The sequence below is a fragment of the Streptomyces sp. WAC07094 genome, assembly GCF_036320405.1.
Lineage (GTDB): Bacteria > Actinomycetota > Actinomycetes > Streptomycetales > Streptomycetaceae > Streptomyces > Streptomyces lannensis.
This window is the reverse complement of sequence record NZ_JAVMJZ010000001.1, coordinates 4752869-4772574: the sequence shown is the minus strand read 5'-3', so window position 1 is coordinate 4772574 and position 19706 is coordinate 4752869. Positions and strand designations below refer to the sequence as shown.

The 19706-nt window shown below is 72.2% G+C and carries 16 protein-coding genes and 1 pseudogene; 5 read left to right on the top strand and 12 right to left on the bottom strand.

Going from position 1 to position 19706, the window contains the following annotated elements; all coding sequences use genetic code 11:
* Positions 1 to 100 precede the first annotated feature (100 nt).
* The 7 genes and pseudogenes from RCR19_RS21100 to RCR19_RS21070 form a co-directional block, all read right to left on the bottom strand.
* Positions 101 to 409: a hypothetical protein gene (locus tag RCR19_RS21100; protein ID WP_331266544.1), complete on the bottom strand. Its 309-nt coding sequence runs from the start codon at positions 407 to 409 to the stop codon at positions 101 to 103.
* Between the two features lie 1256 nt (positions 410 to 1665).
* Positions 1666 to 1845, bottom strand: a pseudogene (locus RCR19_RS21095) (hypothetical protein); the annotation flags it as partial.
* A gap of 3 nt (positions 1846 to 1848) precedes the next feature.
* Complete coding sequence (locus RCR19_RS21090) at positions 1849 to 2178, bottom strand: deoxyxylulose-5-phosphate synthase (RefSeq protein WP_331266543.1); 330 nt, start codon at positions 2176 to 2178, stop codon at positions 1849 to 1851.
* A 272-nt stretch (positions 2179 to 2450) separates the two neighbouring features.
* Positions 2451 to 2852, bottom strand: coding sequence for a hypothetical protein (locus RCR19_RS21085; RefSeq protein WP_331266542.1), 402 nt, complete (start codon positions 2850 to 2852; stop codon positions 2451 to 2453).
* A gap of 294 nt (positions 2853 to 3146) precedes the next feature.
* Positions 3147 to 3752, bottom strand: a complete 606-nt coding sequence (locus RCR19_RS21080; RefSeq protein ID WP_331266541.1) for a hypothetical protein — start codon at positions 3750 to 3752, stop codon at positions 3147 to 3149.
* Positions 3753 to 4097: 345 nt separating this feature from the next.
* Positions 4098 to 4865 (bottom strand): class I SAM-dependent methyltransferase, encoded by a 768-nt coding sequence (locus RCR19_RS21075; protein ID WP_331266540.1) that lies wholly within the window; start codon positions 4863 to 4865, stop codon positions 4098 to 4100.
* Between the two features lie 92 nt (positions 4866 to 4957).
* Entirely contained in the window at positions 4958 to 7009 is a 2052-nt protein-coding gene (locus RCR19_RS21070; protein WP_331269506.1) for a PA14 domain-containing protein, read from the bottom strand.
* 329 nt (positions 7010 to 7338) lie between these two features.
* On the opposite strand from RCR19_RS21070, the gene RCR19_RS21065 reads away from it, so the two are divergent.
* The gene (locus RCR19_RS21065) at positions 7339 to 7716 is read left to right on the top strand and encodes a VOC family protein (protein WP_331266539.1); all 378 of its coding nucleotides are present in this window, start codon (positions 7339 to 7341) and stop codon (positions 7714 to 7716) included.
* 65 nt (positions 7717 to 7781) lie between these two features.
* On the opposite strand, the gene RCR19_RS21060 is transcribed toward RCR19_RS21065, so the two are convergent.
* The 4 genes from RCR19_RS21060 to RCR19_RS21045 form a co-directional block, all read right to left on the bottom strand.
* Positions 7782 to 8480, bottom strand: a complete 699-nt coding sequence (locus tag RCR19_RS21060; RefSeq protein ID WP_331266538.1) for a GNAT family protein — start codon at positions 8478 to 8480, stop codon at positions 7782 to 7784.
* Between the two features lie 425 nt (positions 8481 to 8905).
* On the bottom strand, positions 8906 to 9874 hold the full coding sequence (locus tag RCR19_RS21055; RefSeq protein WP_331266537.1) for an ATP-binding cassette domain-containing protein: 969 nt from the start codon (positions 9872 to 9874) through the stop codon (positions 8906 to 8908).
* Entirely contained in the window at positions 9871 to 12675 is a 2805-nt protein-coding gene (locus tag RCR19_RS21050) for an ABC transporter permease (RefSeq protein ID WP_331266536.1), read from the bottom strand. The genes RCR19_RS21055 and RCR19_RS21050 overlap by 4 nt, the downstream gene beginning before the upstream one ends.
* Before the next feature lies 1 nt (position 12676).
* Positions 12677 to 15988: an ABC transporter permease gene (locus RCR19_RS21045; protein WP_331266535.1), complete on the bottom strand. Its 3312-nt coding sequence runs from the start codon at positions 15986 to 15988 to the stop codon at positions 12677 to 12679.
* A 244-nt stretch (positions 15989 to 16232) separates the two neighbouring features.
* Between RCR19_RS21045 and RCR19_RS21040 the strand changes: the two genes are divergently transcribed.
* A complete protein-coding gene (locus RCR19_RS21040) occupies positions 16233 to 16904 on the top strand; it encodes an ABC transporter ATP-binding protein (protein WP_331269505.1) in 672 nt (223 codons plus the stop codon).
* A gap of 230 nt (positions 16905 to 17134) precedes the next feature.
* Here RCR19_RS21040 and RCR19_RS21035 read toward each other — a convergent pair whose 3' ends face one another.
* Positions 17135 to 17572, bottom strand: a complete 438-nt coding sequence (locus RCR19_RS21035; protein WP_331266534.1) for a TIGR03618 family F420-dependent PPOX class oxidoreductase — start codon at positions 17570 to 17572, stop codon at positions 17135 to 17137.
* Positions 17573 to 17654: 82 nt separating this feature from the next.
* Between RCR19_RS21035 and RCR19_RS21030 the strand changes: the two genes are divergently transcribed.
* The 3 genes from RCR19_RS21030 (at position 17655) to RCR19_RS21020 (ending at position 19628) form a co-directional block, all read left to right on the top strand.
* Positions 17655 to 18005 (top strand): helix-turn-helix domain-containing protein, encoded by a 351-nt coding sequence (locus tag RCR19_RS21030; RefSeq protein ID WP_331266533.1) that lies wholly within the window; start codon positions 17655 to 17657, stop codon positions 18003 to 18005.
* A gap of 169 nt (positions 18006 to 18174) precedes the next feature.
* Positions 18175 to 18990, top strand: coding sequence for a DUF1028 domain-containing protein (locus RCR19_RS21025; RefSeq protein WP_331266532.1), 816 nt, complete (start codon positions 18175 to 18177; stop codon positions 18988 to 18990).
* 113 nt (positions 18991 to 19103) lie between these two features.
* Positions 19104 to 19628 (top strand): hypothetical protein, encoded by a 525-nt coding sequence (locus RCR19_RS21020; protein WP_331266531.1) that lies wholly within the window; start codon positions 19104 to 19106, stop codon positions 19626 to 19628.
* Positions 19629 to 19706 lie beyond the last annotated feature (78 nt).

The window sequence follows — 19706 nt, the reverse complement described above, 5'->3', positions numbered from 1 at the left end:
CGCGAGAAACGGTCTTCGGCCCCGAAAGACGGGGCAATGGCCCTTGTTCCGGCGGGCGGCATGGCGCGCCGCCCGCCCCTCGCGTCACCGGCCGGGCGGCTCAGCGGTGGTGGTGGGACCGGTCCCAGACGTGGCGCGGGGCCAGGAACCACAGCCAGTGCCCAAAGCGGTCGCGGTTGTGGCTGCGGTAGTAGTACCTGCCGTGGTCCCAGCGGCCGTAGCGGCGCAGGTCACGGTCGTGGCCGTATCCGTCGGCGCCATGCGAAGCGGCGCTGTGCGAGAAACGGCCGCGGTTGTCAAAGCCCTGGCCGTGTCCGTCGGCGAGGGCCGGCATGGCAGCCGCCCCGATGAGGGCCGCCGACGCCACACAGGTGGCCATCAGACGGACCGTGGTACGAGCAACAGACATGAAGCTTCCCCTTCACATGAGTGCACACCCACCTTGGTGGGAGTCAGCGTGCTATCCGGGTCTCGGCGCAGTGCCGAGGACCGCAACTGTGACGCGCTCTCGCCGCTGGACCTCAACGAACCAAGCTGTGTTACAGAACAGTGACATTTCCACAACTATCCGCCGTGATGCCTACCAATGATGACGAAATACCAGATGCCGATCGGCATCTGGCCCCGAACAGGCCTCTGAGCAGCACACTTTCCATCAGCGGTTTGTCATGCCTCCGTGCCGCACCTGCACTTCGGGTCACTCGAACGGCGCAATAGCTTCTGCAACAAACCGGGTGCCGCCATTCGGGGGATCGAGCACGCCCCGACGACCCCCGCAGAAGCGCGATCACGAGCAGGTGACGGTGGGTCAAGCCGAGTGCGGTCCGGGAGAGATGCACAGCAACCGCGCCGACTTCAGGGGACCCGGGCCGAACCCGTAACGCCGCTATGAGCAGCGCACATGACAGACCTCACCAACGGTCGTCGCTCCGCTCCTCCGGGCGGGCACACGGGGCATGAGGTCAGAACACGCCGTGGCTGCGGCGGCCGGGTCCACCACTCCAGCCGGCCGCTTTGGCGCGAGTCCCGAAGATCGTGACTCCACATCGGGCACTCACGAGCGGATGTTCCGGTTCTGAGCGATTCGCAACACATGGTCTTCTCGGGCATGACCGCGACTCAGGCCTCAACTACACGGGTTCTTCACCGGGGGCACCGCCGCCATGCAATGATCACGCCTGGCGGCCATCGAGTCGCACAGTTGTCGCAATGGGGGGACTTGCTGTGGGGGTCATCGGCTGGGCTCTGTTGGTGCTCTTTTGGCTCGTGACCTTGGCTCCCGGCACTGCCGCAATCTGCGCCGGATGGGTGCCCCCATGGTTCAGGAAGACGGTTTCATCGCCGCGTCTCGGGGGCTGGGCGGACGTTTGCATGGGCATCGGGGGCACACTCACGGTGGGTCCCGTGCATCACCACCTGGGATCGAAGCCAATGACGGCATTCGCCACGATCGTGGGATTCTGCTTCGTCTTCGGTGCCCTCGGCCTCTACCGACGGTCCTATCGACCCGAGCCGTCGAAATCAGCGGAACGTCAACACACATCGGCCTCAGCCGCTGTCGTACTGCAGCGCGATACAGCAACCGTCGCGCCCACAACCGACCCCGAACGGCCGCAGATATCCAACTGACGTGCTTGGCGGGCCAGGGCGGCCGTCGCCCCCCCATGGTTCGCGACCGGTCCGGGTGGTGAAGACGTACTCCGACTCCCGCCGGATCCCCCCTCCTTGGCACCAGCAGTTGCCTGCCGTATCCGGTGCCGGCGCGATGCAGACACCCGGAAGCGGAACGGCCCGAGGGCGGCGGCTCCTGGGGGCATCGTTGAGGACGCCACGGCGGCGTTGGGTCGGCTAGGGCAACTCGCGGTACACCAATGCCTTGGCGAACGGCTCCCCGCTGGAGCGGGCGTGCGCCATGCGTTCACGGACCTCCCTCAGGGTGCGAGGTCGGTATCCGGGGCCACCGCAACAGCTCTTGTGGAAACGGACACCCGCGTTCAACAGCACGGCGAGCACCCGCCAGCCGGCGGTGTCCCGACGACGCGGCACGGCGAAGGCGGAGCCGACATGGATAAGCGGTTCGGCACAACGCGGGCACAGCCGTTCGTGATCACCGACGTACGGTTGCTTGTAGGAGGCTCGGCACGGCAGGCAGACGTACGAGGTCTTCGCATGCGCCATGCGTTCAGACTACGGACGGGGCCGGCCAGGCTCCACAGGATTCCGTGCAGGGACAGGCGTGCCACATCAGTACCGGGCACAAGCGTGCTGAGCGGGGAAGTCCGGGGAACGACGCCGTGCCCTTAAGCGCCACGGAAGTTGATACTCCACCGGCCGTGCGGCCCTGTCCGGGTCCCGTTTCGGGGCCGCGGACCGGGCAGAAGTGGACGGCCAAGGTCAGCGGTCAGCGGTCAGCGGTCAGCGGTCAGCGGTCAGCGGTCAGCGGTCAGCGGTCAGCGGTCAGCGCAGTCATAGGAGCCGTCCGGCTCCCGCGCGATGGAGTTGTGACTCCAGCACTTCAGCATCGGTGCAAGCGTGTACGCCCTCCAGCAGGCCGCGACGAGCAGTAGACCGCACACCACGCCGACGAACAGCCGCACGCGCCGAGACGCCCGCAAGGTGACCGCCAGCGCTCCGAGGAGCGAGGCAATGCTGAGAACCAGCGGAAACAGCGCAAAGCTGCTGAGGTTGTCCCGCCATCCCCCGAATGCATCCGGAGAGTCGATCTCCACCGTGGCCGCGAAACTGAACAGGAGCAGCATCCCGCCGAGCGGCACCAGCCCCACGATCAGGCCCACGGCCAGACAGCCGCTCGCGGCGTCGTCCCGCTCTGAGGGTGGCGTGGTGCCGGCCATCTTCCTGCCTCCCTCTCAAGGCTCGCAGCAGTGACCCTTCCCGGTCGGACAAGTGAGGTCAACACGTTCCACGAGGGTCGTGCCACTTCTGTTCCAGAACAGGTGGGGACCTACGGGTAATCGAGGTATGGGGGGTGCGGGTCATCGGACTCCGCCCGGGGGCAGGGAATCCGCAGGTGTCACCCGAAACGGCCCAGCCTCTGCCCAGAGGCTGTGGTTTCCCACCGTTTTGACGCCCGGAGAAGCCATGGACGTCTCGTCGTCTCCAGCGAGCAGTTGCACCAACGGATGCCGTTATACGCCGGCGTCGACGGAGGACAGGGGGATGCGCAGGACGCGGTGGAGCCGGGTGGAGGTCTCGATGTCGAGGCCCTGGCCGGCGTGGCGCAAGGACCCGCTGTGCCGACCGATGAGGTCCAGGTCCTGGAGCTGGCGGTGCAACTCGGCGGCGAGAACCCCATCCGGGTCGTCGGCGTAGTTGTCACCCGTGTTCAAGCGCTCGTCCACAGCCTCGACGGCGCGGCTGCTCGCCACCGAGGCCGGATCACCTGTCCCGAACAGATAGGCGGCAGCGGCGTAGAGCACCGCGGCCGCAGCCGGCTCGTCAGCGTCTCCGGGACCGTCCTGCCCGTCGTTGTGGCAGTACTCGCTCAGGATGTGCTCGCCCAGACCGTGCTTGATCTCTCCGAACGCCGTTGTGTTGCCCAACGCGGCTTCCCACAGCGCATTGAGCATCGGCCGAAGGCTGAGGGCGTACTCCGCCTGCTCATCGGCCGGCAGAGCCTCCTGGGCCCGCATCAGTCGCTCCGCCACGCCCACGGCGAACAGCTGGCGCTCATCCGCGGACGCGTTGGCCAACCGGCTTACGACCTCGGCTTCCAACTCCTGCCAGGTTGCCATACGTGCCCACCTCAGCCATGACTCCGATCACCTGGCCATGACCCTAGCCGCGTGCCGGATCCTGTGGGTGACCACGGGGAGCTCGCGCGCCAGATCTCCGCTGCAGCGACCGGGCCCTGGAGGGCAGCGGGTTGAGTACCTGACCGGGTCACCGCACCGACGTACACCTGCGCGCAAGTGCGGACTCCTATGGGCCCGACAGGGCAGGTGGAGACCACGCCAGTTCAACGCAGAGCCCTCCTGAGTCGCCCTGGGACGAAGAGCGGTCGGGCCATGTCCTTGGCAGATCGGGCGAAGATTCACCCCTGAGCATCCGGCAAACGCCCCGCGCGGCGGTGGTGTCGCCTACTCGCCCGCGCGTGCCACCAGCAGCGGCTGGAAGAAGCCCGTCTCCTGCGGCATCCGCCATTCGGGCTCCGCGAACCCCGCGTCGGTGACGAAGGCCGCCAGTCGCTCGTGGCCCAGCGCCCAGTAGACGGTCCGGCGGACCTTGACGCGCCATTCCCCGCCGGCCGACAGCAGTTGGAAGTGCTCCAGGTCGTAGTGCTCGCCGTCCTCGTGCCAGTGCCAGAGCTGGAAGGTGACGGCCCGTTCTCCTCCGTCCGCCGCCCTGTGGACCTGCGGGGGCGTTGAAGTGGGGCGGTCGCGCAGCAGGTCGTCGTAGGGGCGCGTGCTGAGCAGCAGCAGGCCCGCGGGGCGCAGCACGCGGCGCATCTCCGCCAGGGCGGCGTGCACGTCCTGTTCCGTCAGCAGATGGGGCAGCGAGTTGTCGGCACAGACGACGGTGTCGAACCGGGAGTCGGGAAACGGCAGGCGTCGCATGTCGGCGGCGGCCGTGCGCAATGACACCTTCCGCCGCGCGGCTTCACGGGCAGCGCGGGCGGCGGCGCGGGGGCTGAGGTCCGTCCCGGTGACACGGTGCCCGCGCAGCGCCAGGCCGATGGCCTGCGTGCCGATGCCACACGAGCAGTCGAGCACCGCTGCGTGGTCCTGGCCCATCAGGCCGTCCAGCACGTCTCCTTGACGACGCACGCTCGCGTCCCAGTTCGCGTAGATCAGGTGGTAGTCATCGGCCAGCTCGTCGTAGAAATGTGCCGCCGAGGTCTCGGGCATGGCCCGAGGCTACTGCGCCCGGCACCCGAGGCGGAGCCCCGGACCGATCACGGTCCGGGGCCCATGACGCAGTCCCGCCGGCTTCGCGCCGGCTAGACGCGGTCCTGGAAGACGCAGTTCCACACGTACGTGGCCGCGACGCTGCCGTCGGCGCGCACCGCCTCCAGCGTGTAGAAGTGCGTGGCACCCGGCGCGGCCGTGGTGTCCGTGTAGGCACGGGTGTCCGCGGGCAGCAGTCCGGCGTGCAGCGGCTCGTACGCCTTCGTGGCCGCGTTCCACCGTTCGACCCGGTAGCCCGCGACGGTGTCGCACACGGCCGTCTTGTCGCACCGCCAGTCGATGGACGGCCCGTCCTGGTCAGGTCCGATCAAAGTGCCGTGGCCCAGGCTGCCGAGGTCCCAGTCCCGGACGACCGTCACGGACGGCCGGACGTCGAGCTCGGTGGCCTCGACGACCGTGACCTTCGGGTCGCTCGAGGGCAGCGCATTGCCCCAGCGGTCCCTGGCGACGACCGCGTACACGTACGTCTCGCCGTCCGGCAGGTCGCCGCAGAGGACAGCAAGCGGGTCGCTCGTACCCTCCCGGCAGGAGGTGGAGCTGAGCCACTCGACCGTGCCGTCCGCCTGCCGGGCGCCGCTCCGGACCACATAGCGCTCGACGTCGTCCTCGGTCGAGGCCGCCCAGCTCACCAGCACGCCGTCGGCACGGGGGGTGGCCTTCACGCCCCCCACCGGACCGGGCGCGATTCGGTCGCCGGTGCGGACGACGAGCGGCGCGGACAGCGCCGACTCGTTGCCGGCCGGGTCCACCGCCGCGACCGCGTACGTCACGTATGTGCCGGCGGGCATGTCCAGGTCGTGGCATTTGCCGCCGGTGCTGGTCTCGTCGCTCTCCTCGGCGCAGGTCACGCGGGTGAGTGCGGCCGGGTCGAGGGTCTTGCCGGGCGAACGGTAGACACGGTAGGTCCCGCCGTTGTCGAAGTCCTCGTAGAAGCCGTCGGGCTGCTCCCAGAACACCTCGGTGCGCCCGACGCCGACGACGGAGCCGAGAGAGGTCGGGGACTTCGTCGGCGGTGTCCGGTCGACTCCGTCGCCGGTGACGGCGGCGTACCCCGATGGGTTGCCGGACCCGTCGAGGGCGCGGATCCGGTAGTACCGGAGGGTGTTCACGGGCGCTTCGGTGCGGTACGACGTCGTGGTCGTCGTACCCAGCAGTGTGAACGGGCCGGTGGCCGCGGAGGCGGCGTACACCTCGTACTTCGCGGCGTCGGAGGGCCCCTGCCAGGCCAGGGTGGCCCACCAGTTGTCGCCGGCGACCGTGAGACCGGTGGGCGTCGCCGGCCCCGTGCGGTCCACGCTCACGGCGGTGGCGTCGAGACTGCCGGCGGACTCGCGGCCCGCCTTGTCGACGGCGCGGACCTCGTAAAGGAAGGTCTGACCCGTGGCGGGCGTCGCGTCCACGAAGGAGGGCGAGGTGAGCGGCGACGAACCGCTGACCTTCGCCCACTGGGTGGCGCTCAGCCGGCGGTACACGCGGTAACCGGCGAGGTCCATCTCCTTGTTCGCGGCCCAGCGCAGGGTGGTCTTCCTGGTGTCCCGGTTGTACGCGGCGGTGATGCCGGTCGGGGCAAGCGGTTTGACCCTGTCGACGGCGGCATCGGTGCGCGGGGCGTACGTGAACCCGGCGTTGGCGGTGCCGGTCCAGGCGACGTAGTCGACGCGCAGCGTGTGCTTGCCGGACGGGACGGTCAGGTCGACGGTCTTGCGGGCGGTGGTGGAGACGTTCTTCCACAGGTCGATCTTCCGCACGCCGTCGACGTAGACGCGCATGCCGTCCTGCGTGGCGGCGGAGAGCCGGAAGGGCCCGCCGGAGCCGAAGTCCCGGGTGAGGGACCAGCGGACGGAGAAGTTGTCCTTGGGGAGCGTGACGCCGGGCGGGTCGCCGTAGCCGTAGTTCTCGGCGATGGCGGAGTCGCAGGTGGTCAGCTTCGGCGTGCCGCTGAAGGTGGAGTTGGCGAAGTACTGCGCCTTCCAGACGGGAGAGGTGCAGCTGACGGCCGCCGAGGCGGGGGCGGCGGTGATCAGGCCGCCGACAGCGGCGACGGTGGCCGTCGCGGCCAGCGCGGTCAGCCGGGTACGAGTCATCACAGAGGGTGGGGCCCCTTTCGGACCTTTGAAAAACCTGTGAACAGGTGGCTCCTGTGTGACCCATGAGACGGGGACAGGGTTGTGCCGTCCTTTACGGATGTTCGGCACTCGTCGGCCGTACCGGTGAACAGCGCGTGTCCTTCGAGGGATCGGCCGACGCCGGCACAGCCCCCCATGGCCGTACAGCAGCGAAGCCGATCAACTCCGCGATGAGCGTGACGATCACTTCTTCCGGCACCTCGTTCCCGGCACCCGGGCCGGAAGACGCTCGCCGTCGAGGACGCGGGCTCTGGACCGCATGAGGCATTCGTGATCGGGTTGCGCGCATGACTTCCTTGATCCGCCACATCACCGTCGACTGCACCGACCCCTATGCCCTTGCGGGCTTTTGGGCCCAGGCCCTGAACGGCTCGCTCGCCGATGACGACTTTCCGGGAGATCCGGAAGCCTCGGTCACATCTGCTGCAGCCGCCCTGCTGTTCGTGCGGGTCGACGACCGAAAGGCCGTGAAGAACCGCGTCCATCTGGATCTCCAGCCTCAGGACCGCAGCCGGGACGAGGAGGTCGAGCGACTGCTCTCGCTCGGCGCCACGCTTCAGGGGGACCACCGTCGGCCCGACGGAACCGGGTGGGTGACTCTCTACGACCCGGAGGGCAACGAGTTCTGCGTGGAACGCAGCGCGGCGGAGCGGCTGAAGGGGTGATGCCCATCGGGGCCCGCACGCTTTCGCGGTGTTCCCCGACTTCCTGTTGCCCACGGCCGAACGGCTCAGGGGTTCCTTCGGTCCTGCCGACCGGCGGCACGGCAGCGGGAGATCGTCCCCGGTGCCGTGTGCCGGAGCCAGCAGGCGTCGACCTCACGGCCGTTCCGCAGGGTGTGGCGCGGCGGCCCGTCGTCCGCGACGAAGCCCGCACCCGCCAGCGCACGCGCGCTCGCGGTGTTGGCCGGCTCGTGGCCCGCCCGGACCGTCCGAAGCCCCAGATGGGTGTGGCCGAGGGATGCGGCGGCCCCGAACAGCTCCACACCGAGCCCCAGGCCACGCGCGTGCGGTGCCAGCCATCCGCCGATCAGCCCGGTGTCGGGTTCCAGCTCCGCGAACCCGGCGTATCTGCCGTCGTCCACGCGCACGCCGATCAGCGCCACCGCCTCGCCGGACAGGGGTTCGACGGGATGGCGCAACAGGCGCTGGACGGCCGGGTACCTACGAAGGGAGTCGGTGTCGCCGGGGCGCAGTTGCACATAGACCTCGCGGACCTTCGGGTCGGTCATGATGTGCTTGTCCCATCCGAGCCACCACTGGGCCTCCGGGTCCGAGCCGGCCGCCAGGGCGGCTGCGAGGTCCAGCCGCGTCTCCAGGCTGTAGAGCAGGAGGCGCCCCGTGCGCAGGGTGTGCCGCCGATGCCCGCAGACGCCGGGGAGCGGAAGTCCGGGCGCGTCCCGTCCGCGACGAAGCCGTGACCAGACCATGTGTGCCCCCTGGAGAACCCCGTGGCCGCTCAAGCCGAGCCGATGCCGGCCGGAGTCTAGCCGCGCCGGCGCTCGGCCCGTGGAAGAGGTGACGGCCGGCCGGGGCCGGCGAGGCGTCCCACTGACCTCGGGGGTGCGCTGGGGACGCGACGGCGGTCTTCCGAGGGTCAGCGGTACGACCGGCAATCCGGTCCTCGACGGAGGATCGGCCGGCATCGACTGCGGCTGGTGACATCGCGACGCCTGTACGAACGGCTCGGATGCGAGGTCGCCCACCGAGGTGCGCGCCGGCCATCCGGCGTCTGCGCGTGGTGCACCGGCCGTCCGGTACGGGAGGCCCGGCGGGCGACCGTGTGCGACGGCTCTCCGGCCGCCCCTTGCGGTTGATCCGCCGAGCGGCGACTCCGGGACGCCCGCCGGGCCCTCTACGGCGCCTGGTCGGGCCGTACCGTGATGTGATCGGGCTCCAGCTCCAGCAGGACGCGGTCGCGGATCTCCAGGGCCTGGGTGAAGTCGCCCGGGAGCTGAAGGCGTCCCGCACGGTCCACGGTGGCGTACTCGCGGGCCGTGGTCATGGTGCGCCCCTGGTCGTCGGTGGTGGTGCGGCGCAGTACCTCCGAGGCGGTGCGTCCGTCGCGGATGGCGACGGTGCGGTGCACCGCGGAGGCGACGGCGGTGTCATGGGTGACCAGGACGACCGTGGTGCCGAGTTCCTCGTTGACGGTGTGGAAGGTGGCGAAGACCTGCTCGGCGGTGGCGGAGTCGAGCTGGCCCGTGGGCTCGTCGGCCAGGACCAGGGCCGGGTGGTTGGCCAGTGCGACGGCGATGGCGGTGCGCTGCTGCTCGCCGCCCGACATCTGGTGCGGACGCCGGTCGCGGCAGTGGGCCACACCGGTCATCTCCAGGAGCTCGGCCGTGCGGGCGGCGCGCTGCCGCCTGCCCTTGACGATGCCGCTGAGGCGCATGGGCAGGGCCACGTTCTGCGCGGCCGTGAGGTAGGGCAGCAGGTTGCGCGCCGTCTGCTGCCAGACGAAGCCCACCACTTCGCGCCGGTAGCGCAGCCGGGACCGGCTGTCCATGGCGAGCAGATCGAAGCCCGCGACCGAGGCGCCGCCCGCGGTGGGGACGTCCAGGCCCGCCAGGATGTTCAGGAGCGTGGACTTGCCGCTGCCCGAAGCGCCCACCAGGGCCATGAGTTCGCCCTTCGCGACCAGCAGGTCCAGTCCCTGCAGGGCCTGCACCTCCCCGCCCTGGCCGGCGAAGATGCGCACGAGGCGGTCGCACGCGATCAGCGCGTCGTGGCCGTGGGCGGGTCGCTGTCGCTGCTGCTCGACGCGCCGCTCCAGATCGGCGAGCGTGAGCGCGTCCGGCGTCGCGGAGGTCTGTTCCGTCATGCCTGGTCACCCATCCTCAGGTTCGTGCCTTCGCCGCGTCGTCCGGTCAGCCATGCCTGGGCCACCAGTACGGCGCACGCCACGGCCAGCAGCCCCGCCGAGGGCAGGACGAGCGCGAGCGGGTCGGTGTCCAGCACCACCGTCGGTACGTCGGCCGTCTGCGGCCTGCTGGTGAAGGCCAGAGCGGTCAGGTCCACCCCGGGCCGGAGCAGCGGGACCACGGCGAGCCCGGTGAGCATGCCACCGAGCGCGCCCAGCAGGATCTGCGGCAGCATGTCGAGCACGGCGAGCCACTGGCGCTGGCGGCCCTGCATGCCCATGGTGCGCAGCCGGGCGAGCGTGGTGCTGCGCTGTGGTGAGCTCTGCAGCAGGGAGAGCAGCAGAGCCAGGGCGCAGTAGCCGCCGCCTGCCGCGACCACCGCCAAGTAGACGTGCTGGGTACCGGACTGCAGAGCGGTGCTCTTCAGCGCCGCCCGCTCCTCCGACCGCACCAGGACGGTCAGCCGGGCCGACGCCTGGTGAGCGGTGGCGCGCAGGGAGTGTCCGTCGATGTGGTCACCGGTCATGTAGAGCGCCGTGGGGTTCAGGGAGCCCGCGTCCAGCCAGTCGGGATGGGCCCTCGCCAGGGCCTTCGACGACACGATGACGAAGTTCCGGCCGGCGGTCGCCGCCGCGGCCGAATTCCTCGTCGCCACGGTCCGCACCTCGAAGGAGCCGGCGGCCGCCCGCACGATGTTCGGGCCGCTCCCGAACTCCAGCGCCAGCCGCGGGGACACGACGGCGGCGAACGCGCCCGCACCGCCGTTGTCGAGCGCGCGCGCGGGGAAGCCGTCGTCCACGCCCGTCGCCGCGGCGAGCCGCGCATAGGTTCTGGGGTCGACCATGAACAGGTCGTAAACGGTCCTGCGGGAGTCCGTGCGAAGGCCGGCTTCGATGCGGACGGACGCCACGTCGCGCACGCCGCCGAGGCGGCGGACGCGTTCCGCAAGACCGGCCGGCAGGGCGGCTGGCGCCTCGATGGCGGCGTCCGCGCCGACGGCCGCGAGGGCCGCCCGGTCCCGGCCGGCGGACACGCCGGAAAGGACCGCGCCGCCGAACGAGGTGACGGTGAGCGCGACCAGGACGGCGAGCAGCGGCAGGGTGGCCGTGGCGGGAGCGCGGCCGGCGCGCGCCACACCCAGGGGGAGGACCGCACCCCGCAGGCGGGCCGCGGGCCGGGCGAGCAGCCGGAGCGGCAGCGGATACAGCCGGAGCAGCACCACGGCCGCGACCACCGCCACGAGGACGGGGGCGGCCGCGGTGAGCAGGTCGAGGCCGCCGTCCGCCGTACCGCGGCGGCGCAGCGCCAGCACGGCGCCGGTCACGACGAGGACGACGGTCAGCTCGGCCACGGTGCGGCGCCGCGAGGGACGGACGCGTACCAGGTCCTCCGGCTCGCCCGGCCGCACCGTGCGGACGGCGAGCAGGGCGCGTACGGGCAGCGCCAGTGACGCGACGGCCGCGACCGCACCCGCGCCGGCCACGGCGGCGGCGGAGCGCTGCGTGGGAATCAGCAGCAGGGCGAGCACCAGTCCGACGGCCGCGGCCGGTACCGCCGTCAGGACGCTCTCACCGAGCAGACGAACCGCGAGGCCGCGCAGACCCGCTCCCCGGGCGCGCAGCAGCACCAGCTCCGTTCGCCGCCGGGCGGCGGCCAGTTCACCGGCCATCAGCAGCACGATGACGGCGACCGTGCCGACGCCGACCGCCGCGACCATGACCAGCGGCGCGGTGGCGGCCCGTTCTTGTCCGAACGGCTCGACGAGGGTGGCCAGCCCCTCCTCCTCCACGGTGATCCCGCGCAGCCCGGTCCGCTGCTGGAGCTGTGCGGCCTGCGGGCCGCTGGTGAGCGCGGCGATACGGTCCACCAGGTCCGAGGCGGAGCGCGCGGTCAGGGCGCCGGTGTCGGCGGGGTGGCGCCAGTAGGCGGTGGCGCCTTCCCGCAGGCCGAGCAGGGTGCCCGCCGCTCTGTCGTCGATCAGGGCGGTGAAGTGCCAGTAGTACTTGGGGTCCGAGGGGTCCTGTCCGGGGACCGTGGACAGCGTCGGCGCCTTCAGGTCCGGCTCTTCGTTCCAGTAGGCGGCCTCGCTGTGGAGCGGCCGGACGACACCGGTGATCCGCATCGCGAGCCCCGCTTCGCCGCCCCCGGCCAGATGGACCACGGAACCCGTGCGCAGATGCATGATGTGCGCCGTGCGCTCGGTGACGGCCGCCTCGACGGTGCCGGTGCCCGAGCCGGGCCGGGGCAGTCGTCCGTCCACGACGTGGGTGAAGCGGTCGAGGTCCGGCTGGGCGACGACCGTGGCCTCCGGGTCGGTGTGCGCGGTCGGCCGGGGCAGGTACCCGTCCGTGGCGGGCGCGGCCTGAGCCGTCCGTACGCCGTAGACGGTCTGCCGCCGGTCCAGAGCGAGGGGCGGGTGGACGAAGCTCTGGAACACCGCTTCGGTCGAGGCCAGGGAGCGGGGGGTGACGAGGGCCTGGGCGTTGTAGGGGAAGGACAGCCACGACACGTCCAGCGTCGCCGTGACGCTGCGATCGACGACACGCGCCCTCGCCACCGTGTCGCGCAGGGCCGTGTCCTCTTGAACGTCGATCGCGCGGGGCAGCGCCGCCGCGAGGAACGCGGTGACCAGAACCAGCAGCGACAGGGCCAGCGCGGCGCCGGGCGCCGCGCGCAGACGGGTGCGTATCCAGGGCGTGTCGGCCGAGGGGGCGGTGCCGTCCTCGGCGGACGTGCGCCGGGGACCCGGAAGAGCGGTCATGTCATTCACCTCCCTGGCGGCGCAGGGCCTGAGCCGGTTCGCCGGATCGCAGCGCCGTCAGTGCGACCACGAGCAGCGGTACCGCCGTCACCGCGATCAGCATCCGCACCACGGGGCCCGCGGGCAGTTCGACACGGAGGGCCGGGAGCGGACGCTCCGCCTGCGCCGTGAGGACGATCAGCGGCACCACGAGGCGCGTGAGCAGTACGCCGAGGCCCGCACCGACGGCGACCGCGACGGCCAGGAGGAGCCCCTGCTCGGCGGCAGCCCCGCGCGCCAGCGAGCGATGGGAGGCGCCCAGAGCCCTCAGCACCGCGTGTTCGTCCGCGCGTTCCCGGTACGCGCCGACCGCCGCGACCGCGCAGCCCACGGCGGCGAGCACCGCCGCGGCGACCACCGCCGCCGGGAGTCCGGCCTGCGGGCCCGCACCGAGCGGGTCGGCCTTGAGCCGTTCCCGCTCCTCGTCCCGGACCAGCACCGAGGCCGCATCGGCACGGCCCCGCAGCGCCGTCGCGACACGGGAAGCGGCGCCGTGGTCCGCGGCCAGCCACCACTCGCCGGGCTGCACCGCCACCCCGCCGTGGTCCGCCAGGGCCCGGTTCACGGCGCGCAGGTCGAGCAGCAGTGCACCGCCGTTGTCGGTGGCGGGCGGCACGACGGTGGGCAGGGCACCAACGACCGCGGTGACACGGACCCTCAACGTCGTGTTGCCCAGGCTGATGTCGGCCGTCTGACCCACATGTGTTCCCGTGGCGCGCAGGAAGGCATCCGTGGCGAGCGCGGCCGGCAAGGGGACGGCGGCCGTGTCGGCCCGCAGGTCCAGCTCCCCGCTCGCGAGTTCGACGGGGTCATCCGGCGACGCCTGCCCGGTGCCGTATCTGATGGACAACGGGGCCGCGGCGGTGGAGGGCGCCGCCGTGGCCCTGGGCCGCTGGGGGGCGCCGTCGGAGTCGCCCGTGGCGGCGGTCAGCACCCGGGCACCCCAGGTCGCGCCGGCGGGCACCGGGACGGCGTGGGTGCGTCCGTCGGCCAGGACCGCGCTGAGCCCGGTGACCGTCAGCCGGTGCTCCTCGCCGCGTTCCGGCAGGCGGTAGGCGGCTTTGATGCCGGTCAGCCGGACCGGCCCGGCGGGTGCCGCGCCCTCGGCCCGGTCCGAATCGGCGGCGAAGTCCGCCGTCAGCACGTGCGGACGGCCGTCGGGGGGCAGTGTGCCCAAGGGGAAGGAGTACGGGACGCCGTACCGGTCCGTGACGGTGGCGACGAGGTCGGGTGCGACGGTACTCCGGGAGGACGCGCCCGCCGGGCCGAGCACCTCCAGGCGCGCGGTGATCCTCAGCCGGCCGGTGTTCCCCGGCAGCTCGAAGCCCGCGGTGCCGCCCTGCGCCTGCGCACCGGAGTGGAGGGGCCCGAGCAGTCGGCTCGGTGAGCGGTCCGTCAGATCGTCGCGCCAGTCGACCACCCCGGCCGCGGCCGCGGTGTCCATGGCCAGCACGGTGGCGTTGCGGTCGCGGGGCAGCGAGACCTCGGTGCGGACGGCGGGGGTGGCGGCCGCGATGCCGGGAATGGCGTCGTAGACCCCGCCCTGGGCGAAGGGCGGGGTGGACGAACCGACCACCCGGAGGTCCGCGCCGACCGCGAAGTCGGCCTGGTCGCGCTGGGATCGCGCCCAGCTGGAGTACTCGCCCGTCGCGAACACCCCCATCGCCACGGAGAGCACCACCAGCAGCACGGGGCCCGCTCCCCGTCCGGGCCGGCGGGACAGCTGCCAGCCGGTGAGCGCCGCCGTCAGTCCGCGGGTGCCTGCGGCCCGCCGCTCGCCGAGCCGGGCCGCGAACGGCAGCAGGCGCAGGGCCAGTACCGCGCCCGCGCACAGGCAGAGCGCCGGGGCGGCCACCAGCACCGGATCGACACCGAGGGCGCCACCGGTGTCGACGGTCAGGACTCCCGAGCCCGAAGCACGGCGGGACAGCTGCCAGTAGGCCAGTACCGCGACGACGACGAGCGCCACATCGGCCCCGGCCTTCACGATCCCGGGCAGCGCGTCCAGGCGCCTGCCGGTGTTCCGCTCGTCGACGTACGTGCCGGATCGGCGAAGCGCCGGGCCCGCGACGGCGAGCGCACAGACCAGCGCGGTGATCGCGGCCACGGACCACGTCCCGGCCGGTGAGGCGTCGAGCCGCACCTGCGCACGGGCCAGCGGGCCATGGCCGGCCAGCAACCGCAGCAGTGGGCCCGCGAGCAGAGGGGCCACCACGACCGCGGGCAGCGCGAGCAGCAGTGCCTCGACCGCCGCGAGCCCCGCCACCCGGGAGCGGGCGGCGCCACGGGCCCGCAGCTGCGCGATCTCACCCGACCGTTCCCCGGCGAGCAGGCCGGCCACCAGGAGCAGCGCGAAGGCCGCCAGGAGCACCACCTGCAGCGTGCTGATCAGCACCGTGGAGCGGCTCACCAGGAGCGTGCGGCGCAGATCCGTCAGCAGATCCGGCAACTCGCTGCGGGCTCTCACGGATCCGCCCGTCGCCCGGTCCAGGTCGTGCAGCGTCTGCTGCACGCTGTGCGCCAGACGGTCCATGCGCGCCGTGCTCATGGCGGAGAAGTCGGCGCGGGCCTGCCAGTACATGCGGTCCGGCGGAACGCTCCCGGAGGTGAAGGCGCCGGGGTCCGCGAGCATCGGGCCGTAGGTGGTGAACGACAGCGTCCGCACCCCCCGGCCGCCCAGCGGGTCGAGCCGCCAGTACAGCGCGGTGCGGTCGACCGGCCGGTACAGGCCCGTCACCAGCACGTGCAGGGGCCGGCCGCCGCGACGGTCGCTGAGCGTGACGCGGTCACCGGCGTGCAGACCCAGCGCACGGGCGGCCTGTTCGGGCAGGGCGACGGGCACCGGGCCCCCGGCCCGGGGCGGGCCGGGACGGGCCCCGCCGGTCATCGTCACCTGCGCGGGGTCGAGGGTGGCCAGCAGCGTCAGATCGGGGTCGGCGTCATGGGAGGCGCCGGCCGCGCGCGGCAGACCGTAGGAAGCGGACTGGACGCTGGCGGCCACCCGTACCGGCATGCCGTCGAAGGCGGCAGGAACGGTCCTGCGCACGGCCGCGTCCAGCTTGGCGCGGTCGGCGAGGGTGACATCCGCGTCGGCCTCGACCAGGGTGCGCGCCGCTCCCTGGTCCTGAAGGGCACGCCGCAGTCCGACATCCCCGACCGCTCCGCTGAACGCCGCGAGCGAGGCGATCACACACGTGGTGAGCACCACGCAGAGCAGCGCAGCGCCCAGCAGCAGCCAGTGCGCGCGTGCGCGCAGCAACACGAACCCCGTCAAGACTCACCCCGCCACCGTCCCGCGCACCCGCCCAGAGCTACGCGGCCGGCTCCGCCCCCGGCGAAGCCTGTTCCGTTCTCCCCTTGTCCCTGTGGTCATGAGAACACGGGCCACAAACGTACCTGGACACCAGGGGTCTGTCAGGTGATCCACAGGCGAGATTATGCTGACCGGCATGAGCGAACGGGTGCTGGACAAGGCGGACGACCCGGCGGGGGGCGACCCGGCATCGGCGGCCGGCGACATGGTGACGGTTCACCAGGTCACGCGGACCTACGGCCGTGGGGAGACCGCGGTGCACGCCCTGCGCGAGGTGTCGTTCGGTGTGCCGCGCGGAGAGCTCGTCGCACTCAAGGGCCGCTCCGGTTCCGGCAAGACCACCCTGCTCAACGTGGTCGGCGGGCTCGACCGCCCGGACTCCGGCAGTGTCCGCGTCGCCGGGACCGAACTGGTGGGCCTCGGCGAGAAGGAACTGCTCGACCTGCGCCGCGACCACATCGGCTTCGTCTTCCAGTCCTTCGGCCTGCTGCCCGTCCTCACCGCGGCCGAGAACGTCGGCGTCCCGCTGCGCCTGCGCAGGACCGAGCGCGGGGAACGCGAGGACCGCGTAGCCCTGCTCCTCAGCCTGGTCGGCCTCGAGGACCACGCCGCCCAGCGTCCCGGCGAGTTGTCCGGCGGCCAGCAGCAGCGCGTCGCCATCGCCCGCGCCCTCGCCAATCGCCCCTCACTCCTCCTCGCCGACGAACCGACCGGACAGCTGGACGCGGAGACCGGCCGCTCCGTCATGGAACTGCTGCGCGCGGTCGTCCACAGCCAGTCCGTCACCGCCCTCGTGGCCACCCACGACCCCCAGCTCCTGGCCATCGCCGACCGTGTCCTGGAGCTGCGGGACGGCCGCATCGTCCCGACGGAGTGAACTCGGCGGCGGCGCACGCCGGTCGATCCCGGAGGCGTTCCGCGCCGCGGCGCAACCGGTCGCTGCTGAAACCCGTCCCCGGGGCGCCGCTCAACCGCTCGAGCCTTTCGGCGAGCCGTAGGTGGTGTCGGTGCGCGTGCGAGACGTTCTGCCCCGGCGAGGCGTGTCGCGGCCCCATGTGTGCAGTTCGGCGAGGACCGGGAGCCGGGCGCGGACGCGGACGCGGTTGGTCAGCGGCCGTAGATCCGGGTCGGGGTGGCCAGGACGACCGTGCGCCGCTGCTCCGCCATGACCCGGTCGTACTCGTCCCAGTCCTCGTGGCTGCCGCCGGCCGCCGTGAACACCTCGCGCAGCAGCAGCCGCAGCCGCTCGCCGTCGACGCCGGCGACCCGATCGTCCGGCCCCACAAGAGCGACCGAGCCCTCGACGGTGACCCAGTCCCAGCCGGAGCGGACCGAGACGGTCACCTGGGGGCGTGCCCGCAGATTGGTCAGTTTGACCTTGCCGTAGGTGACGAACCCGAGCGCCTGCTCGCCGGTGAGCGGGTGCGGCAGCAGCCCCGCGTTCACCACCGACGCATGGATCGTGCCGTCCGCCCGAAGCGTCGAGACGACGACCAGACCGCTCTCCTTCGCGGCCAGCGCGGCAAACCTGTCCAGCGTTGCCATACGCACCCCGTCCCTCGTCCGCGCCCGGCACGGACCTCTGTGGATTCGGTTTTCGGACTCACCGCCGCGCTACCGTAGCAGGGTGAGTCGGGACAGCGAACCAACGAATCCGGGCGCGCCCCGGGCCTGCTCCATCGCCGACGCGCTCGACGTCGTGGGCGAGCGCTGGACGCTGCTCGTGCTCCGCGAACTGGGTCTCGGCGTGCACCGGTTCAAGGACATCCGGACCAACACCGGCGCACCCCGCGAGACCCTCACCCTGCGTCTGCGCAAGCTCGAGGAGTCCGGACTCATAGAGCGCCGTCGGTACTCGGAGCGCCCGCCTCGCGACGAGTACCTGCTCACCGCCGCGGGCAAGGACGTCGAGCCCGTCCTCCGCGGCCTTCGGCAATGGGGCGAGCGCCACGCCACCCCGCCGCGCCGCACCTCCTGAACGAGCCCGGCCCGCACCCCGCTTCGTCCACCGGCCGCTCCGGCGCGCCCGGCTCGGGCCGCTCGACCGCCCCGGGCGACAGCGGCCACACCCCTCGGGCACATCACCGGCGTGAGTGTCCGTCCCCGCTTCTGGTGCCGGTGTCCGGGCCCCTCTAGGGTCCTCTTCCATGACGTTCTCGATCGTGGCCCGGTCCGGCCAGGCCCTCGGCATCGCAGTGGCGAGCAAGTTCCTGGCGGTGGGTGCCGTGGTTCCGGCCGCGGAGGCCGGGGCCGGGGCGGTGGCCACCCAGGCGGCGGCCAACCTCCGTTATCTCCCCCAGGGACTGGCCCTGCTGCGTACGGGCGTGCCGCCCGCGGACGTGGTGGCGGGTCTCGTCGCCGCCGACCGGGAACGCGCGCACCGTCAGGTGGGGATCGTCGGACCCGAGGGTCCCGGAGCGACGTACACCGGCGAGGAGTGCCTGGACTGGGCCGGCGGCAGAGCGGGGGACGGCTACGCGATCCAAGGCAACATCCTCACCGGCCCCGAGGTGGTCGAGGCCATGGAGTCGGCCTGGCTGTCCTCGCCCCAGGAGGCGCTCGACCGTCGGCTGCTCGCGGTGCTGGCGGCGGGCGACGCGGCGGGCGGTGACCGCCGGGGCCGCCAGAGCGCGGCCCTGTACGTGGTGTCACCGGGCGCCGGGTACGGGGGTGGCAGCGATGTCGCCTGCGACCTCCGGGTGGACGACCACCCCGACCCGGTCGGGGAGCTGCGGCGCCTGCGGGACGTCCATGAGCTGCTGTTCGGCACGCCCGACCCGGGCACCCTGCTCGACCTGTCGGGTGAGCTGAAGGAGGAGGTCCAGAGCCTGGTCACCGAGCGCGGCTACGCCTCGCTGGACATGTGGGCCGGGGTGGAGAACCTCGAGAACCGCCTGGTCTCCGGCAAGATCGATCCGGTGGTGCTGGCCCGGCTGCGGGACGCCGCCCCGGACGGGAAGTAACGGGCTCGTACAGCGGTCCGCGGCCGAAAGGTCCGGCGCCGGGCGGATCGGAGCGTTGTGTGTCCGGCGCCGGGCGGCGCAACCGGCGAGCCCTCCGAAGAGTCCTAAGCGGCATGATCGACACACGCGCACGCCACGCTCTCGGCGCCTCCACGCTCGTCGTGGCCCTGGCGTCCCTGTTGCTCGCCTGCTCCGGCAGTCCGGACACCACGTCCGGCGGCGGGACGTCACCCTCCCACGACGTCCGCACGACGGCGTCGGCACCCGCCGCCGAGGAGCCGGCCGCGGGCGAGCCGGCCGCCGCCGACGCGACGGAGCCGGCACCGGGGGTCGAGAAGGTCCGCGACGTGTTCGCCCGGCTCCAGGCCACCTACAACGACGGGTGCACGACCCCGGGGAACTGCGAGTACTTCCTCGGCCGGGTGCTCGACGAGCTGAACGGCCTCGACGCGGCGATGAAGGCGGACCCCCAGGGACCCGCACACTTCAAGGAGCCCCTGGCCCGGATCGCGGAACTCCGGGCCGAACTCGGCGGCGACCGCTCCTTCGAGAACCTCAAGAAGCACCAGCAACTGCTCACCGGCACCCGGGACAGGATCAACGCCTGGATGCAGGGCCACCCGGAGGACTACCGATAGGACGGGCGCCGAGCACTAACGGCGCGAACTCCTCGGCCGCCTGGCCCGTTCAGCCACGCATGGGCCACACGCTGTCCC

Coding starts and splice junctions, on each gene's coding strand:
- RCR19_RS21100 (WP_331266544.1), bottom strand. CDS start 409: ATGTCTGTTGCTCGTACCACGGTCCGTCTGATGGCCACCTGTGTGGCG.
- RCR19_RS21090 (WP_331266543.1), bottom strand. CDS start 2,178: ATGGCGCATGCGAAGACCTCGTACGTCTGCCTGCCGTGCCGAGCCTCC.
- RCR19_RS21085 (WP_331266542.1), bottom strand. CDS start 2,852: ATGGCCGGCACCACGCCACCCTCAGAGCGGGACGACGCCGCGAGCGGC.
- RCR19_RS21080 (WP_331266541.1), bottom strand. CDS start 3,752: ATGGCAACCTGGCAGGAGTTGGAAGCCGAGGTCGTAAGCCGGTTGGCC.
- RCR19_RS21075 (WP_331266540.1), bottom strand. CDS start 4,865: ATGCCCGAGACCTCGGCGGCACATTTCTACGACGAGCTGGCCGATGAC.
- RCR19_RS21070 (WP_331269506.1), bottom strand. CDS start 7,009: ATGACTCGTACCCGGCTGACCGCGCTGGCCGCGACGGCCACCGTCGCC.
- RCR19_RS21065 (WP_331266539.1), top strand. CDS start 7,339: ATGACTTCCTTGATCCGCCACATCACCGTCGACTGCACCGACCCCTAT.
- RCR19_RS21060 (WP_331266538.1), bottom strand. CDS start 8,480: ATGGTCTGGTCACGGCTTCGTCGCGGACGGGACGCGCCCGGACTTCCG.
- RCR19_RS21055 (WP_331266537.1), bottom strand. CDS start 9,874: ATGACGGAACAGACCTCCGCGACGCCGGACGCGCTCACGCTCGCCGAT.
- RCR19_RS21050 (WP_331266536.1), bottom strand. CDS start 12,675: ATGACCGCTCTTCCGGGTCCCCGGCGCACGTCCGCCGAGGACGGCACC.
- RCR19_RS21040 (WP_331269505.1), top strand. CDS start 16,233: ATGGTGACGGTTCACCAGGTCACGCGGACCTACGGCCGTGGGGAGACC.
- RCR19_RS21035 (WP_331266534.1), bottom strand. CDS start 17,572: ATGGCAACGCTGGACAGGTTTGCCGCGCTGGCCGCGAAGGAGAGCGGT.
- RCR19_RS21025 (WP_331266532.1), top strand. CDS start 18,175: ATGACGTTCTCGATCGTGGCCCGGTCCGGCCAGGCCCTCGGCATCGCA.
- RCR19_RS21020 (WP_331266531.1), top strand. CDS start 19,104: ATGATCGACACACGCGCACGCCACGCTCTCGGCGCCTCCACGCTCGTC.